Origin of the sequence: Streptomyces sp. NPDC046860, assembly GCF_040645115.1 — a bacterium.
GTDB lineage: Bacteria > Actinomycetota > Actinomycetes > Streptomycetales > Streptomycetaceae > Streptomyces.
Genome location: NZ_JBEYXQ010000005.1, coordinates 72,038 through 88,898 on the forward strand (window position 1 = coordinate 72,038; position 16,861 = coordinate 88,898).

At 73.9% G+C, this 16,861-nt stretch carries 11 protein-coding genes; 7 read left to right on the forward strand and 4 right to left on the reverse strand.

Features of this window, described 5'->3' with window-relative positions; genetic code table 11:
• Nucleotides 1-354: 354 nt before the first annotated feature.
• From ABZ898_RS09545 to ABZ898_RS09555, 3 genes are all read right to left on the reverse strand, one after another.
• The gene (locus ABZ898_RS09545) at nucleotides 355-1,818 is read right to left on the reverse strand and encodes a glutamate synthase subunit beta (RefSeq protein ID WP_361654876.1); all 1,464 of its coding nucleotides are present in this window, start codon (nucleotides 1,816-1,818) and stop codon (nucleotides 355-357) included.
• Nucleotides 1,811-6,406 carry a glutamate synthase large subunit gene (gltB, locus tag ABZ898_RS09550; protein WP_361654879.1) on the reverse strand — a complete coding sequence of 1,532 codons (4,596 nt, stop codon included), beginning with the start codon at nucleotides 6,404-6,406 and terminating at the stop codon, nucleotides 1,811-1,813. The genes ABZ898_RS09545 and gltB overlap by 8 nt, the downstream gene beginning before the upstream one ends.
• A gap of 431 nt (nucleotides 6,407-6,837) precedes the next feature.
• Entirely contained in the window at nucleotides 6,838-7,569 is a 732-nt protein-coding gene (locus ABZ898_RS09555) for a VIT1/CCC1 transporter family protein (RefSeq protein ID WP_361654882.1), read from the reverse strand.
• A gap of 262 nt (nucleotides 7,570-7,831) precedes the next feature.
• Between ABZ898_RS09555 and ABZ898_RS09560 the strand changes: the two genes are divergently transcribed.
• From ABZ898_RS09560 to ABZ898_RS09590, 7 genes are read left to right on the forward strand one after another with little or no spacing between them, the layout of a single operon-like run.
• The gene (locus ABZ898_RS09560) at nucleotides 7,832-9,100 is read left to right on the forward strand and encodes an ADP-ribosylglycohydrolase family protein (protein WP_361654885.1); all 1,269 of its coding nucleotides are present in this window, start codon (nucleotides 7,832-7,834) and stop codon (nucleotides 9,098-9,100) included.
• Nucleotides 9,097-10,209 (forward strand): ADP-ribosylglycohydrolase family protein, encoded by a 1,113-nt coding sequence (locus tag ABZ898_RS09565; protein ID WP_361654888.1) that lies wholly within the window; start codon nucleotides 9,097-9,099, stop codon nucleotides 10,207-10,209. The genes ABZ898_RS09560 and ABZ898_RS09565 overlap by 4 nt, the downstream gene beginning before the upstream one ends.
• Nucleotides 10,210-10,216: 7 nt before the next feature.
• Complete coding sequence (locus ABZ898_RS09570; RefSeq protein WP_361654891.1) at nucleotides 10,217-11,401, forward strand: ADP-ribosylglycohydrolase family protein; 1,185 nt, start codon at nucleotides 10,217-10,219, stop codon at nucleotides 11,399-11,401.
• Nucleotides 11,389-12,753: an ADP-ribosylglycohydrolase family protein gene (locus ABZ898_RS09575; protein ID WP_361654894.1), complete on the forward strand. Its 1,365-nt coding sequence runs from the start codon at nucleotides 11,389-11,391 to the stop codon at nucleotides 12,751-12,753. The genes ABZ898_RS09570 and ABZ898_RS09575 overlap by 13 nt, the downstream gene beginning before the upstream one ends.
• Nucleotides 12,750-13,643, forward strand: coding sequence for a ribokinase (rbsK, locus tag ABZ898_RS09580; RefSeq protein ID WP_361654897.1), 894 nt, complete (start codon nucleotides 12,750-12,752; stop codon nucleotides 13,641-13,643). The genes ABZ898_RS09575 and rbsK overlap by 4 nt, the downstream gene beginning before the upstream one ends.
• The gene (locus tag ABZ898_RS09585; RefSeq protein ID WP_361654900.1) at nucleotides 13,640-14,854 is read left to right on the forward strand and encodes a CoA transferase; all 1,215 of its coding nucleotides are present in this window, start codon (nucleotides 13,640-13,642) and stop codon (nucleotides 14,852-14,854) included. Before rbsK ends, ABZ898_RS09585 begins: the two co-directional genes overlap by 4 nt.
• Nucleotides 14,851-15,657, forward strand: coding sequence for a CoA ester lyase (locus tag ABZ898_RS09590; RefSeq protein WP_361654903.1), 807 nt, complete (start codon nucleotides 14,851-14,853; stop codon nucleotides 15,655-15,657). The genes ABZ898_RS09585 and ABZ898_RS09590 overlap by 4 nt, the downstream gene beginning before the upstream one ends.
• Nucleotides 15,658-15,720: 63 nt before the next feature.
• On the opposite strand, the gene lgt is transcribed toward ABZ898_RS09590, so the two are convergent.
• Complete coding sequence (gene lgt, locus ABZ898_RS09595; RefSeq protein ID WP_361654905.1) at nucleotides 15,721-16,806, reverse strand: prolipoprotein diacylglyceryl transferase; 1,086 nt, start codon at nucleotides 16,804-16,806, stop codon at nucleotides 15,721-15,723.
• Between the last annotated feature and the right edge of the window lie 55 nt (nucleotides 16,807-16,861).

Genomic DNA, 16,861 nt, shown 5'->3' on the forward strand with positions numbered 1-16,861 from the left:
TTCCGAAGCGGCGCACGACGCGGCGGCCCGGCGAGTGCGGGCAGCGGGTCGGCGCGATGGTCGGGACATCATCAGCACGCTCCCCTGACCTGCGAGAGGGACCTCGCCGGTGGGTTCATCCCCAAGAGTGCGCGGTACGCGATGCGCTGACGCGGCGTCGGGAAATCGGGTGATCACAGCCTGACGTCCGGCCGGTGCCGGTGATCGGGCGCCGAGGGCGCGGTGTTCGGCCTGGGCGCCGCGTACCGGGTGATGAGGCGGCGGCGCCTGCCCGGGCGTCCGGTCGGGGACTGTCGGGCAGGCGCCGTCTGATGTTCCGTACGCCCTTGTACGGCACACCGGGTGTGCGGGGTGTCAGACCGCCAGGGAGCGGTCGGTGGGGCGGATCGGGGCGGGCAGGTCGCTGGCCCCGGTGAGGTGGCGGTCCACGCCGCGGGCGGCGGAGCGGCCCTCGGCGATGGCCCACACGATCAGGGACTGGCCGCGGCCCGCGTCACCGGCGACGAAGACGCCGGGCACGTTGGTCCGGAAGTCGGCGTCGCGGGCGATGTTGCCGCGCTCGTCGAGCTCCAGGCCGAACTGGTCGACCAGGCCGTTCTCCCGGTCGGTGCCGGTGAAGCCCATGGCGAGGGTGACCAGCTGGGCCGGGATCTTCCGCTCGCTGCCCGGCTTGGGGGTCAGCTTGCCGTCGATGAACTCGACCTCGGCCAGGTGCAGTGCCTGGACGTTGCCGTCCTCGTCGCCCTCGAAGTGGGTGGTGGAGACGGCGTAGACCCGCTCGCCGCCCTCCTCGTGGGCGCTGGTGACCTTGTACAGCATGGGGAAGGTCGGCCAGGGCTGGTTCAGCGCGTGCCGCTCGTCGTTCGGGCGGGGCATGATCTCCAGCTGGGTGACGGAGGCCGCGCCCTGGCGGTGGGCGGTGCCCACGCAGTCGGCGCCGGTGTCGCCGCCGCCGATGACGACGACGTGCTTGCCCTCGGCCGTGATGGGGGGCGCCACGAAGTCGCCCTCCTGGACCTTGTTGGACAGCGGCAGGTACTCCATCGCCTGGTGGATGCCGTTCAGCTCCCGGCCGGGGACGGGGAGATCACGCGCGGTGGTGGAGCCGGCGGCGATGACGACCGCGTCGTACCGCTTCCTGAGGTCGGTCGCCTTGAGGTCGCGGCCGACCTCGACGCCGGTGCGGAACCGGGTGCCCTCCGCGCGCATCTGCTCGATACGGCGGTTGATGTGCCGCTTCTCCATCTTGAACTCGGGGATGCCGTACCGCAGCAGGCCGCCGACGCGGTCGGCGCGCTCGTACACGGCGACCGTGTGGCCGGCGCGGGTGAGCTGCTGGGCGGCGGCGAGGCCGGCCGGGCCGGAGCCGATGACCGCGACCGTCTTGCCGGACAGCCGCTCCGGGATGCGCGGGGCGACGTCCCCGGTCTCCCACGCCTGGTCGATGATCGAGACCTCGACGTTCTTGATGGTGACCGGCTGCTGGTTGATGCCCAGCACGCAGGCCGACTCGCACGGCGCGGGGCAGAGCCGGCCGGTGAACTCGGGGAAGTTGTTGGTCGCGTGCAGCCGCTCGGAGGCGGCCGCCCAGTCCTGCCGGTAGGCGTAGTCGTTCCACTCCGGGATCAGGTTCCCGAGCGGACAGCCGTTGTGGCAGAACGGGATGCCGCAGTCCATGCACCGGCTGGCCTGCTTGCCGATGATCGGCAGCAGGGAGCCGGGGACGTAGACCTCGTTCCAGTCCTTGACGCGCTCGCCGACGGGACGGGTCCGGGCGACCTCGCGGCCGTGGTTCAGAAAGCCCTTGGGATCAGCCATTGGTCGCCGCCTCCATCATCTTCTCGGTGATCTCGGTCTCGGTGAGACCGGCTCGCTCGGCGGCGTCCTTGGCGGCGAGCACTGCCTTGTACGTGCTGGGGATGATCCTGCTGAAGCGCTCCACGGACCGGTCCCAGTCCGCGAGGAGCTTCTCCGCGACCGTGGAGCCGGTCTCCTCGGCATGGCGGCGCACGGCGTCGTGCAGCCAGGTCCGGTCGGCGTCCTCCAGCGGTTCGACGGCGCCGGCGTTGCCGGCGTTGACGTTGTCCGGGTCGAGGTCGATGACGTAGGCGATGCCGCCGGACATGCCCGCCGCGAAGTTGCGGCCGGTCGGGCCGAGGACGACGGCGTGGCCGCCGGTCATGTACTCGCAGCCGTGGTCGCCGACGCCCTCGGAGACCACCAGGGCACCGGAGTTGCGGACGCAGAAGCGTTCGCCGGTGCGGCCGCGCAGGAACAGCTCGCCGCCGGTGGCGCCGTAGCCGATGGTGTTGCCCGCGATGGTGGAGTACTCGGCGAGGTGGTCGGCCGCCCGGTCGGGGCGGACCACGATCCGGCCGCCGGACAGGCCCTTGCCGACGTAGTCGTTGGCGTCGCCCTCCAGGCGGAGCGTGACACCGCGCGGCAGGAAGGCGCCGAAGGACTGGCCGGCCGAGCCGGTGAAGGTGATGTCGACGGTGTCGTCGGGCAGGCCCGCGCCGCCGAACTTCCGCGTCACCTCGTGGCCGAGCATGGTGCCGACCGTGCGGTTGATGTTGCGGATGGCGACCTGGGCGCGCACCGGGTGCGCCTCGGTGGCGTCGGTGGCGGCCAGCGCGTCGGCGGCGAGCCTGATCAGCTCGTTGTCGAGCGCCTTCTCCAGCCCGTGGTCCTGGGCGACCACCTGGTGGCGGACGGCGCCCTCGGGCAGCTCGGGCACGTGGAACAGGGGCTCCAGGTCGAGGCCCTGGGCCTTCCAGTGGTCGACGGCACGCTCGACGTCGAGCACCTCGGCGTGGCCGACGGCCTCCTCGATGGAGCGGAAGCCCAGCTCGGCGAGGAGTTCGCGGACCTCTTCGGCGATGAACCGGAAGAAGTTGACGATGTACTCGGCCTTGCCGTCGAAGCGCTCGCGCAGCACCGGGTTCTGGGTGGCGATGCCGACCGGGCAGGTGTCCAGGTGGCAGACGCGCATCATCACGCAGCCGGAGACCACCAGGGGCGCGGTGGCGAAGCCGAACTCCTCGGCGCCGAGCAGCGCGGCGATGACGACGTCCCGGCCGGTCTTGAGCTGGCCGTCGGTCTGGACGACGATCCGGTCGCGCAGCCCGTTGAGCAGCAGGGTCTGCTGGGTCTCGGCGAGGCCGAGCTCCCAGGGGCCGCCCGCGTGCTTGAGCGAGGTGAGCGGGGAGGCGCCGGTGCCGCCGTCGTGGCCGGAGACCAGCACCACGTCGGCGTGCGCCTTGGACACACCGGCCGCGACCGTGCCGACGCCGACCTCGGAGACCAGCTTCACGTGGATGCGGGCCGAGGGGTTGGCGTTCTTCAGGTCGTGGATGAGCTGGGCGAGGTCCTCGATGGAGTAGATGTCGTGGTGCGGCGGCGGGGAGATCAGGCCGACGCCGGGCGTGGAGTGCCGGGTCTTGGCGACCCACGGGTACACCTTGTGGCCGGGGAGCTGGCCGCCCTCGCCGGGCTTGGCGCCCTGGGCCATCTTGATCTGGATGTCGTCGGCGTTGACCAGGTACTCGGAGGTGACGCCGAAGCGGCCGGAGGCGACCTGCTTGATGGCGCTGCGCCGGGCCGGGTCGTACAGCCGCTCCGGGTCCTCGCCGCCCTCACCGGTGTTGGACTTGCCGCCCAGCTGGTTCATGGCGATGGCGAGGGTCTCGTGCGCCTCCTGCGAGATGGAGCCGTACGACATGGCGCCGGTGGAGAAGCGCTTGACGATCTCGGAGACCGGCTCGACCTCGTCCACCGGGATGGCGGCGCGGCCGGAGTCGAAGCCGAACAGGCCGCGCAGCGTCATCAGGCGCTCGGACTGCTCGTTCACCCGGTCGGTGTACTTCTTGAAGATGTCGAAGCGGCCGGAGCGGGTGGAGTGCTGGAGGCGGAAGACCGTCTCCGGGTCGAACAGGTGGGGCTCGCCCTCGCGGCGCCACTGGTACTCGCCGCCGATGTCCAGCGTGCGGTGCGCGGGCGCGATGCCGCTGGCGGGGTACGCCTTGGCGTGCCGGGCGGCGACCTCGCGGGCGATGACGTCCAGGCCGACGCCGCCGATCTTGGTGGTGGTGCCGTCGAAGTACTTGTCCACGAAGGCGTCGTCCAGGCCGACGGCCTCGAAGACCTGCGCGCCCCGGTAGGAGGCGACGGTGGAGATGCCCATCTTGGACATCACCTTCAGCACGCCCTTGCCCAGGGCGTAGATCAGGTTGCGGATGGCCGCTTCCGGCTCCATGCCGGGCAGGAAGGTGCCGGCGCGGACGAGGTCCTCGACGGACTCCATCGCCAGGTAGGGGTTGACCGCGGCGGCGCCGTACCCGATCAGCAGGGCGACGTGGTGGACCTCGCGCACGTCACCGGCCTCGACCAGGAGGCCGACGTGGGTGCGCTCCTTGGTGCGGATGAGGTGGTGGTGCACGGCGGCGGTGAGCAGCAGCGAGGGGATCGGCGCGTGCTCGGCGTCGGAGTGCCGGTCGGACAGGACGATGAGGCGGGCGCCGTTGTCGATGGCGGCGTCGGCCTCGGCGCAGATCTCCTCGATGCGCGCGGCCAGGGACTCGCCGCCGCCGGAGACCCGGTAGAGGCCGGAGAGGGTGGCGGCCTTGAAGCCGGGCATGTCGCCGTCGGCGTTGATGTGGATGAGCTTGGCCAGCTCGTCGTTGTCGATGACGGGGAAGGGCAGCAGGACCGAGCGGCAGGAGGCCGCGGTCGGGTCGAGCAGGTTGCCCTGGGGGCCCAGCGAGCTGCGCAGGGACGTCACCAGTTCCTCGCGGATGGCGTCCAGCGGCGGGTTGGTGACCTGGGCGAAGAGCTGGGTGAAGTAGTCGAAGAGCAGCCGGGGGCGGTCGGAGAGGGCCGCGATGGGGCTGTCGGTGCCCATGGAGCCGATCGGCTCGGCGCCGGCCTTGGCCATGGGGGCGAGGATGATCCGCAGCTCTTCCTCGGTGTAGCCGAAGGTCTGCTGGCGGCGGGTGACGGAGGCGTGGGTGTGGACGATGTGCTCACGCTCGGGCAGGTCGCCCAGCTCGATCTCGCCCGTCTCCATCCAGTCGCCGTAGGGCTGCTCGGCGGCGAGGGACGCCTTGATCTCGTCGTCCTCGATGATGCGGCACTCGGCGGTGTCCACGAGGAACATGCGGCCGGGCTGGAGGCGGCCCTTGCGGACGACCTTGGCGGGGTCGATGTCGAGGACGCCGACCTCGGAGCCGAGGACGACGAGGCCGTCGTCGGTGACCCAGTAGCGGCCGGGGCGCAGGCCGTTGCGGTCGAGGACCGCGCCGACCTGGGTGCCGTCGGTGAAGGTGACGCAGGCGGGGCCGTCCCAGGGCTCCATCATCGTGGAGTGGAACTGGTAGAAGGCACGGCGGGCCGGGTCCATGGAGTCGTGGTTCTCCCACGCCTCCGGGATCATCATCAGCACCGCGTGGGGCAGCGAGCGCCCGCCGAGGTGGAGGAGTTCGAGCACCTCGTCGAAGGACGCCGAGTCGGAGGCGTCCGGCGTGCAGACGGGGAAGGTGCGCGCGAGGTTGTCGTCGGTGCCGAACAGGTCGGAACCGAGCTGGGACTCGCGGGCGCGCATCCAGTTGCGGTTGCCCTTGACGGTGTTGATCTCACCGTTGTGGGCGACGAAGCGGTAGGGGTGCGCGAGCGGCCACGACGGGAAGGTGTTCGTGGAGAAGCGGGAGTGCACGAGCGCGATCGCGGAGGCGAACCGGCGGTCGGACAGGTCCGGGAAGAAGGGTTCGAGCTGGCCGGTGGTCAGCATGCCCTTGTAGACGATCGTCCGGGCGGACAGGGAGGGGAAGTAGACCCCGGCCTCCCGCTCGGCGCGCTTGCGCACGACGAACGCCTTGCGGTCCAGCGCGATGCCCTCGCTGACCCCGTCGGAGACGAAGAGCTGGCGGAAGGCCGGCATGGTGGAGCGGGCGGTCGCGCCGAGCAGTTCGGGGGCGACGGGGACCTCGCGCCAGCCGAGGACGGTGAGGCCCTCCTCGGCGGCGATCGTCTCGATACGTGAGACGATTTCGGCGGTGCCGTCCTCGGGCAGGAAGGCGATGCCGACGGCGTAGGAGCCGGCTGCGGGGAGGTCGAATCCGGCCACCTCGCGGAAGAAGGCGTCGGGCACCTGGGAGAGGATGCCGGCGCCGTCCCCGGAGTCGGGCTCGGAGCCGGTGGCGCCGCGGTGTTCGAGATTGCGCAGTACGGTCAGCGCCTGCTCGACCAGCGCGTGGCTCGCCTCACCGGTGAGGGTGGCCACGAAGCCGACGCCACAGGCGTCGTGCTCGTCGCGGGGGTCGTACATGCCCTGCGCGGCAGGGCGGGCATCCATGAAGGACCAGGCGCGGTCGGTCACGGAATGCGGGGACGGCTGGCGCGTCGTACGCATCGGCTCTCCCGTCGTCGTCAGTGGCGTGTGGCAGGTGCCGAGGGACGACGCTGGCCCTCTGCTGGTGCAAAATTTCGTGCAGGTTACATGATGGAACGCTTGGCCGGAACCGGATACCCCGTTCCATCATGCGGACGCCACAGGGGGACGCGGCGGGGTGCCGTGGGGTGCGGCGGGCGCCGCTCGGGGCGGCTGGAGAAGCTGGGATTCACTGCGGTTTCGAGCAGGGTGACGCGAGTGGGCCGGACGGGTGACGGTCTCTCGGACCGGCACCGGTCGGCTCCGGGGGCGGCCGGGCTTCGTCGCCCGTCCCGCCGGTGCACCGCGAGCGCCGTTGCCCGCAGTGCTTACGGCTCATGCCCGAGGGCCAACCGCGCGAAACCCGCGAGTAACAATTATTTATGCGCACCCCGGAATAAGTCCAGGGTCTCTCAGCTCACAGCGGTCCCGAACAGGCTGCCGAGCGCGAAGGTGACCCCGGCCGCCGCGCCGCCTAGCGCGAGCTGGCGCAGTCCGCTGAACCACCAGCTCCGGGCGGTCACCTTGGCCACCACCGCGCCGCAGCCGAAGAGTCCGGCGAGCGCGAGGAGTACGGCGGGCCACAGGACGGTGGCGCCCAGCAGGTACGGCAGGACGGGCAGCAGGGCGCCCAGCGCGAAGGCGCCGAAGGAGGAGACGGCGGCGGTGACCGGGGACGGCAGGTCGTCGGGGTCGACGCCGAGTTCCTCGCGGGCGTGTATCTCCAGGGCCTGCTCGGGGTCCTTGGAGAGCTGCCGGGCCACCTCGCGGGCGAGCGCGGGCTCGACGCCCCGGGAGGCGTACAGCGCGGCCAGCTCGTCCTCCTCGGCCTGCGGGTGTTTGCGCAGCTCACGGCGCTCGACGTCCAGCTCGGCCTGGACGAGTTCAGCCTGCGAGGCGACGGAGGTGTACTCGCCGGCCGCCATCGAGAAGGCGCCGGCCGCGAGCCCGGCGAGACCCGTGATCACGATCGTCTGATGGCTCACCGAACCGCCCGCGACACCGGTCATCAGGGCGAGGTTGGAGACCAGGCCGTCCATCGCGCCGAAGACGGCGGGGCGCAGCCAGCCGCCGTTCACGTCGCGGTGCGTGTGGTTGTCGCGGTGCGCCTCGTGCAGCGCGGCCTCGGTTTCGATGATGGCCATGGGGACCCCCGGTAAGCTGAGCCAAAGCTAACTTTGGACTTGTTCTACTTTTCGAAGACCCTCAATCTACGCCGCTCCGCGCACCGCCGCCAGCAAGGCCAGGCTGGGCTAACCAAGGGCGTCTTCCCTGCTCAGGAGTCCAGGACGGGGATTTCCCGGTACCGAGCGGGTGATGGCGGGGGCCGGGAGGCTAGGGCACACCACCTCGGGTGGGACACATCCGCAAAGGGCCGTGCGGTCCTGGCGAAGGAGGGTCCCGCCCATGGGTTCGATCGCACCCGCTTCACCGCTCCCCGCCCCCTCGGGGCCCGGACTCCGTGAGCGGGCGCGCGGCGCGCTGCTCGGCCTGGCCGTGGGCGACGCGCTGGGCGCCCCCGCCGAGAACCTGAAGCCCTCCGAGATCCGGGCCCGCTGGGGCCGCATCACCGGGTACGTCACCGAGCGGCCGTGCGGCACGGACGACACCGAGTACGCGATCTTCTCCGGGCTGCTGCTGGCCCGGCACGGCTCCGCGCTGACCCCGGCGCACGTCGAGGCGGCCTGGCACCAGTGGATCGCCGACCGGGCGGAGGGGCCCTTCCGGGGGGCCGGGTTCAGCGAACGGGGCACGCTGGAGAACCTGCGCCGGGGGCTGGCCGCGCCGATCTCCGCCCAGCACCGGCACGCCTGGAGCGACGGGCTGGCGATGCGGGCGGCGCCGTTCGGGGTGTTCGCGGCGGGGCGGCCCGCGGAGGCGGCCCGGCTGGTGGCGATCGACGGCTGCGTGAGCCACGAGGGCGAGGGCATCCTCGGCGGCCAGGCGGTCGCCGCCGGGGTGGCCGCCGCGATGGCGGGCGCGGAGCCGGCCGTGGTGGTCGCGGCCGCCCTGGCCGCCGTGCCCGACGACTCCTGGACCGCCCGGTCCCTGCGCCGCGCGGTCGCCGTCGCCCACCGGGGCGAACGCGCGGTCCGCTCCGCCGTGGTCATCGGCGGCTACCCCTGGACCGATCTCGCCCCCGAGGCGGTCGCCCTCGCCTTCGGCGCCTACGCGGCGGCCGACGGCGACTTCCGCGAAGCGGTCCTGACGGCCGTCAACATGGGCCGCGACGCCGACACCACGGCGGCGGTGGCGGGCGCCCTGGCCGGCGCCGGCGGCGGCATCGACACCATCCCCGCGGACTGGGCCGCCGCCATCGGCCCGGCCCGCGGCCGCTGCCTGCCCGCCATGTCCGGCCACCACATCCTCGACGTGGCCGAACTCCTGACCCCGGAGGAGGGCGGCAGATGGGGCGAGGGCGTGTTCCTGCCGGAGCTGCTCCCGGAGGGAGTACGCCCGGCGCTGCGCCCGGAGGAACCCCCCGCGGTGACCGCCGCCGCCCCGCCGCTGCCCCTGACCGGCACCGCGCCGCTGCGGCTGGCGGGGTCGGTGACCCCGCTCCGCCCCGCGGGTGAGCCCGTCACCACAGCGGTGGAGCTGCCGCCGGTGCCCGCGAGGGCGAGACCGGGCGGGGAGCCGCCGTCCGCCCTGGGCGGGACGGAGGTGCCGTCGTGACCCGGCGGATCGAGGGACTGCTCCTCGGGCTCGCCGCCGGGGACGCGGCCGGCTGGCCCGCCGCCCGGCACCGGGCGGCCCGGATGCCCGAGTGGACGCGGCGGCTCACCCGGGAGCTGGACACCTTCGCCGAGCAGAACGCCACCACCACGCTGCCCGTGCCCATCGCGCTGAACCAGCCGCCGGAGCCGCTGCGGCTCGGGCCGTCCGACGACGCGGAGTGGGCGGCGTTCGCGGCGGAGGCGGTGCTGCGGGCCGGGGACGACGTGCTCGGCGACCTCAGCCGGGACCGCCGGATGCGCGCCGCCATCGACCTGACCTGGAGCGCCGTCGCCTCCGAGGTGGCGGCGGCGGCCGAGCGGGCGCCGGAGGTCGAGTCGGCCGTACTGCCCCTGCGCGCCCGGATCTCGGTGCGCGCGGGACTCGGCAACCTCGCCGCCGGGCTGCGCCCGCCCGCCACCGGCCACGACAACCCGCACTACTTCGACGACGCGGCCTGCGTACGCGCCTGCGTGCTGGCCGTCGCCCACCCGGGCGACCCCGCCCGCGCGGCCGGCCTCGCCGAGTTCGACGCCCGCTACACCCAGGACGGCGACGGCGTGCACGGGGCGCGGGCGATGGCGGCGGCGGTGGCCACCGCCCTGACCGGCGCGGACGCGGACGCGTGCGTGGCGGCCGCGCTGGACGAGCTGCCCGAGGGCACCGAGGTCGGCCGCAACGCCCGGCACGCGCTCGCCCTGGTGTCCGGCACCGACACCGCGTTCGCCCTGGTGCCGCTGCTGGAGCACGGAATCGTGGACCACGTCTACAGCTACGGCATCGCCGCCGCCGAGACCGTCCCGGTGGCGCTCGCGCTGACCCTCGCGTCCGCGGGGCGCCTCGCCGAGGCGGTGCCGGCCGCCGCGTGCCTGTCCCGTGTCGCGGACTCCGCGCCCGCGCTCGCCGGGGCGCTGTGCGGTGCGCTGGGCGGCGGGGAGTGCGTGCCGGAGTCGTGGCGGCGCGCCTGCCGGACCCTCTCCGGCTGCGCGCTGCCCCGGCTGACCGACACGGACCTGGTGGAACTCGCCGGGCTGCTGGAAGCCGCCCAACGGACCCGGCCAGGGGGATGATGCGGGCATGACGCCCAGAAATGATGAAATCGCCGGTCCGGGTACGGCCTGCCTGGACGAGCGGATCACCGGCGCCCTGCTCGGCGCCGCCGTGGGGGACGCCCTCGGCGGACCGGTCGAGGGCTACAGCCCCGACCAGATCGTCGAGCGCCACGGCGGGCGGGTGCACGGCGTCGTCGGCCCCTGGAACGGCGACGACTGGCGCACCGCCCGGCCGATCGCGCCGTACCACAAGGGCGACGGGCACGTCACCGACGACACCTTGATGACGCACGCCCTGATCCGGGTCTACGCCCGGGTCCGGGACCACCTCGACGCATACGCCGTCGCGGAGCACCTGGTACCGGACCTGATGACCGAGCCGCGCTGGATTCCCGAGCTGGAGGCGGAGGCGCTGCCGCTGCAGCGGATCTTCCTCGCCGAGAAGTGGCTGGTGGCCCGGCTCGCGTACGGGCACGTGGACCCGCGCGAGGCGGGCACCGGAAACATCGTCAACTGCGGGGCGGCGATGTACATGGCCCCGGTCGGCCTGGTCAACGCCGCCAACCCGGCGGCCGCGTACGCCGAGGCGCTGGACGTCTCCGGCGCCCACCAGTCCTCGTACGGCAGGGAGGCGGCCGGGGTGTTCGCGGCGGCCGTGGCCGCGGCGTGCGCTCCCGGCGCGAGCCCGGAGTCGGTGGTGGCGGCCTGCCTGGCGCTGGCGAAGGACGGCACCCGGGAGGCCATCGAGAAGGTCTGCGAAGTGGCCGCCCGGCACGGCGACTTCGAGTCGGCGCTGACCCCGCTGCGGCAGGCGGTCGCCCCGTACGACACGGTCGGCCCCGACTACCGCGCCCCCTCCCTCGGCGCCCGGCGCCCCTCCCGGCTGCACTCCATCGAGGAACTCCCGGTGGCGCTCGGCATGCTGGTGGTGGCGGGCGGCGACGCGCGGCAGGCGGTGCTGGGCGCCGTCAACTACGGCCGGGACTGCGACTCGACCGCCACGATGGCCGGTGCTCTCGCGGGCGCGCTCGGCTCCCCGGTGCCCGAGGAGTGGGCGAAGACGGTGGCGGAGGCGAGCCGGCTGGACCTGTGGGCCCCGGCCCGCGAACTGGCCAAGGTGGCCCGCGAGGTCTTCGTCCGGGACACCGGGCGGCGCCGGGCGCACGAGCGGGCGTTCGCCGCGCTGGGAGGCCCGGCATGCTCCGACTGACGTGGGTGCAGCCGGAGGACCTGGTCGGCCATGAGCTGCGCCAGGCCCGGCTGGACGGCCGCAACGCCGCCCGGATCGAGGCGCGCTGGCGCGCGGCGGGCGGCGCGGACGCCCCGGAACGGGCCGGAGCCTCGGCGGAGCCCCCCTCCCGCTATCTGCGGCTGCTGGCCGAGGACCTGCTGGACGAACTGGCCGACCTGCCCAGTGAACTGGCCGGTCTGGAGCCGACCGCGCTGGACCGGATCACGGCCCTGTGCCCCGACTGGCCCGCCTCCCCCGCCGTGCGCACCGCGCCCGGCCCGGACGCGCTGGAGGCGGCCTGGCTGGGCCGCGCCATCGGCTGCCTGCTCGGCAAGCCGGTGGAGAAGCTCCCCCTGGACGGCATCCGCGCCCTGGCCCGCGTCACCGGCAACTGGCCGCTGACCACGTGGTTCACCGCCAAGGGCGTGCCGGAGGACCTGCTCGCCCGGCACCCGTGGAACCGCCGCTCCGCCCCGACCTCGCTGGCCGAGAACATCGACGGCATGCCGGAGGACGACGACCTCAACTACCCGCTGCTGGGCCTGCTCCTGCTCCGCCGGCACGGCCGCGGCTTCACCACCGACGACGTGGCCCGGCTCTGGCTGGACGAACTCCCGCCCGGCCGCGCCTTCACCGCCGAACGCGTCGCGCTGCGCAACCTCCTCGCCGGGGTGGAGCCCCCGCACACCGCCCGGTTCCGCAACCCGTTCCGGGAGTGGATCGGGGCCCTGATCCGGGCCGATGTGCACGGCTGGACCAACGCGGGCGACCCCGGTGCGGCCGCCGCGCAGGCGCACCGGGACGCGGTCCTCAGCCACACCTCCACCGGCGTCCACGCGGCGATGTTCGCGGCCGCCGTCATCGCCGCCGCGGCCACCGGGACCCAGGACGTGCACGCCTGTCTGCGCACCGGCCTCACGGTCGTCCCGCCCGCCTCCCGGCTGGCCCTCGCCGTGACCGACGCCGTTCGGCTGGCGCGGGAGCACACGGACTTCGACGACGTGGTGGATGCACTCCACATGTCGTACGGCCCCACCCACCACTGGGTGCACGCCCTGCCCAACACCGCCCTGACCGCCGCCGCGCTCACCCACGCGGACGGCGACTTCACCGGCTCGGTCTGCCGGGCGGTGTCGGGCGGCTGGGACACCGATTCCAACGGCGCGACGGCCGGCTGTGTCGCGGGGCTCCTCGCGGGGACCCCGGACGCGCTGCCCGAGCGCTGGCGGGCGCCGCTGAAGAACCGGCTCGCCACCTCGGTCGCCGGCTTCGACGGCACCGGCTTCGACACCCTCGCCCGACTCACCCACCTGGAGGCGACCCGCCCATGACCCACATCGTCGTGCTCGGCAGCACGAACATGGACCTCGTCACCTATGTCGCCCGGGCACCGCGGCGCGGCGAGACCGTCACCGGACGGGAGTTCCGCACCATCCCCGGCGGCAAGGGTGCCAACCAGGCGATGGCGGCGGCCCGCGCGGGCGCCACGGTGTCGCTGATCGGCGCGGTCGGTACCGACGCGTACGGCGACCGGCTGCGCGACACCCTCCAGCACTCCGGTGTCGACACGGACTTCCTGCGCACGGTCGAGGGCGCGTCGGGCACCGCGCACATCGTGGTGGACGACGAGGGCGGCAACTCCATCGTCGTCGTCCCCGGCGCCAACGGCACCGTCGACCACCTCTCGCCCGGCGACGAGGGCCTGATCGCCTCGGGCGACGCGCTGCTGCTGCAACTGGAGGTGCCGCTCGCGGCCGTCGTCGCGGGCGCGGAGGCGGCCAGGCGGCACGGGGTGCGGACGGTGCTCACCCCCTCCCCCGCCCAGCCGCTGCCGGAGGAACTGCTGAGCGTGACCGACGTCCTGGTCCCCAACGAGTACGAGGCGGTCACCCTCACCGGCCGCACCGACCCCCTCGACGCGGCCGTGGGCCTGCTCGAACTGGTGCCGGAGGTGGTGCTCACCCTGGGCGAGGCCGGGGTCCTGTACGTCTCCCGGGACACCGAGCCGCTCGCGGTGCCCGCGCATCAGGTGGCGGCGGTGGACTCCACCGGCGCGGGCGACACCTTCGCCGGGGCGTACGCGGTGGCCGTCGCCGAGGAGAAGCCGCTGCGGGAGGCGCTGTCCTGGGCGGCGGCCGCTGCCGCGCTGTCGGTGCAGCGGGAGGGTGCGTCGGCGTCGATGCCGTACCGCCCCGAGATCGAGGCGCAGTACACCGCATGAGCGCCGACCGCCCCGACGACGCCACCCGCCCGCCGCTGGACGGCCTGCGGGTGCTGGACCTGGCCACCCTGTTCGCCGGTCCGCTGGCCGCCACCATGCTCGGTGACTTCGGCGCCGAGGTGATCAAGGTGGAGCATCCGCTGCGGCCCGACCCGTCCCGCGGGCACGGCCCGGCCAAGGACGGCGTGGGCCTGTGGTGGAAGGTGCTCGGCCGCAACAAGCGGACCATCACCTGCGACCTGTCCCGCCCCGGCGGCCGGGACACCCTGCTCAGGCTCGCCGCCACGGCCGACGTGGTGATCGAGAACTTCCGGCCCGGGACCCTGGAGAAGTGGGACCTGGGCTGGCCGGAGCTGTCGGCGGCCAACCCCCGGCTGGTCCTGGCGCGGGTCACCGCCTTCGGGCAGTTCGGCCCGTACGCGCACCGGCCCGGCTTCGGCACGCTGGCCGAGGCGATGAGCGGCTTCGCCGCGCTCACCGGCGAGCCGGAGGCGCCCCCGACCCTGCCGCCCTTCGGGCTCGCCGACTCCATCACCGCCCTGGCCACCGCCTACGCCGTGCTCACCGCGCTGGCCGCCCGGCAGCGCACCGGCGCCGGGCAGGTGGTGGACATGGCGATCATCGAGCCGATGCTCGCCGTGCTGGGCCCCCAGCCGACCTGGTACGACCAGCTCGGCTACGTCCAGGAACGCACCGGCAACCGGTCCGCGAACAACGCCCCGCGCAACACCTACCGCACCCTGGACGGCGCCTGGGTCGCGGTCTCCACCTCGGCGCAGTCGGTCGCGGAGCGGGTGATGCGGCTGGTGGGCCGCCCGGAGCTGGCCGAGGAGCCGTGGTTCGCCACCGGCGCGCAGCGGGCCGCGCACGCCGACGTGCTGGACGAGGCGGTCGGCGCGTGGATCGCGGCCCGTACCCGCGACGAGGTGCTGGCCGCCTTCGACAAGGCGGAGGCGGCCATCGCCCCCGTGCAGGACGTACGGGACGTGTTCGAGGACCCGCAGTACCAGGCGCTGGACACCGTCACGACCGTGGCCGACCCCGACCTGGGCTCGCTGCGCATGCAGAACGTGCTGTTCCGGCTCTCCGCGACCCCCGGCGCGATCCGCTGGGCCGGACGCGGGCACGGAGCCGACACCGACGCGGTTCTCGCCGAGCTGGGCCTCGGCCCGGCCGAGATCGGCGCGCTGCGCGAGGAGGGCGCGCTGTGACCCCGCTGACCTGGCTGTACGTCCCGGGCGACCGGCCCCTTGTGGTGGACAAGGCGCTGGTGGCGGGCGCCGACGTGGTGGTGATCGACCTGGAGGACGCGGTCGCCCCGGACCGCAAGGAGTACGCCCGCGCGGCCACCGCCGAGCGGCTCGCCGACGCCCAGCCGGTCCCGGTCCACGTCCGTCTCAACGGCCCCGGGGGCCCCTGGGCGGCGGCCGACCTCGCCGCGCTGGCCGCCCTGCCGGGCGTCTCCGGGCTGCGGCTGCCCAAGGTGACCGGGCCGGAGCAGGTCCGCCGCACCGCGGAGGCGACCGCGCTCCCGCTGTACGCGCTGCTGGAGTCCGCCCTGGCCATCGAGCACGCCTACGCCATCGCCCGCGCGCACCCCGCCCTGCGCGGGCTGTCGCTCGGCGAGGCGGACCTCCGCTCCGACCTCGGCGTACGGGCCGACGCGGGCCTCGACTGGTGCCGCTCGCGGGTGGTGGTGGCCGCCCGCGCCGCCGGACTGGCCCCGCCGCCCCAGTCGGTCCACCCCGACGTCCGGGACCTGGAGGGGCTCGCCGCGTCCTGCGCCCGAGGCCGCGCCCTGGGCTTCGTGGGCCGCGCGGCGATCCACCCCCGCCAGCTCCCGGTGATCGCGCGGGCCTATCTGCCGACCCCGGAGGAACTGGCGGAGGCCGAGACCGTCCTGAAGGCGGCCGCCGCCGAACAGGGCGCCCTGGCCCTCCCGGACGGCCGCTTCATCGACGCGGCGGCGGTGGCCCAGGCCCAGCGGACCCTGTCGATGGCACGCGGGGGCTGAACATGCGGAAGAGGGCGCCCGGGAAGTCTCCGGGCGCCCTCTCGGCATGTGTACGGGACCGGCTCAGCCCTTCTTGGCGGACTCGGCCGTGTCCTTGACCTCGGCGTCCGCCTCGGCCTCGACGTCGGCGGGCTCATCGGCCTTCTCGGCCTCGACGGGCTTCGCGGCGTCGGCGGGCTCCGCGGCCTTGACCGGCTTCTCGGTCTTCTCGGCGTTCTCGGCCTTCTCGGCCTTCTCGGCCTTGGTCACGTCGGCCTTCTCCGCGGCCGGGTCACCGGCGTCCGCCTCGGCCTCGGCGCCGGCCTCGCCCTCCGCCTCCGCCGAACCGTCGGAGACACCCTGCTCGACCACCGCTTCGCGGCCCGGCCGGCGCTTGGCGGAGAGCACCAGGTAGGCCACCGCGAGCAGGAACACCACCACGGCGGTCCAGACGTTCAGCCGGACGCCCAGGATGTGGTGGGCGTCGTCCACCCGCATGTACTCGATCCAGGCGCGGCCCGCGCAGTAGGCGGCGACGTACAGCGCGAAGGCACGGCCGTGGCCCAGCTTGAAGCGGCGGTCGGCCCAGATCACCAGGAGGGCGACACCCACGCACCACAGGGACTCGTAGAGGAAGGTCGGGTGGTAGTAGCCCGGCACCCGGCCGCCCTCGGAGGAGGTGATGTGCAGGGCCCAGGGCAGGTGGGTCTCGTGGCCGTACAGCTCCTGGTTGAACCAGTTGCCCCAGCGGCCGATGGCCTGCGCGAGGGCGATGCCGGGGGCGACGGCGTCGGCGTAGGCGGGCAGGGCCACACCCATGCGCCGGGCGCCGATCCAGGCACCCAGCGCGCCGAGCGCGATGGCGCCCCAGATGCCCAGGCCGCCCTCCCACACCTTGAAGGCGTCCACCCAGTCGCGGCCCGGGCTGAAGTACAGCTCGTAGTCCGTGATCACGTGGTAGAGCCGGCCGCCGACCAGGCCGAAGGGCACGGCCCACACGGCGATGTCGGCGACCGTGCCGGGACGGCCGCCCCGCGCGATCCAGCGCTTGTTGCCGAGCCAGACGGCGACGAAGACACCGATGATGATGCAGAAGGCGTAGCCGCGCAGCGGAACAGGGCCGAGGTACAGCACTCCGCGCGACGGACTGGGGATGTAGGCAAATTCCATGGCAAGGTCGACGCTACCGTGCCGGGCCGCGCGGTCGCCGGGCGGCCGGGCTACG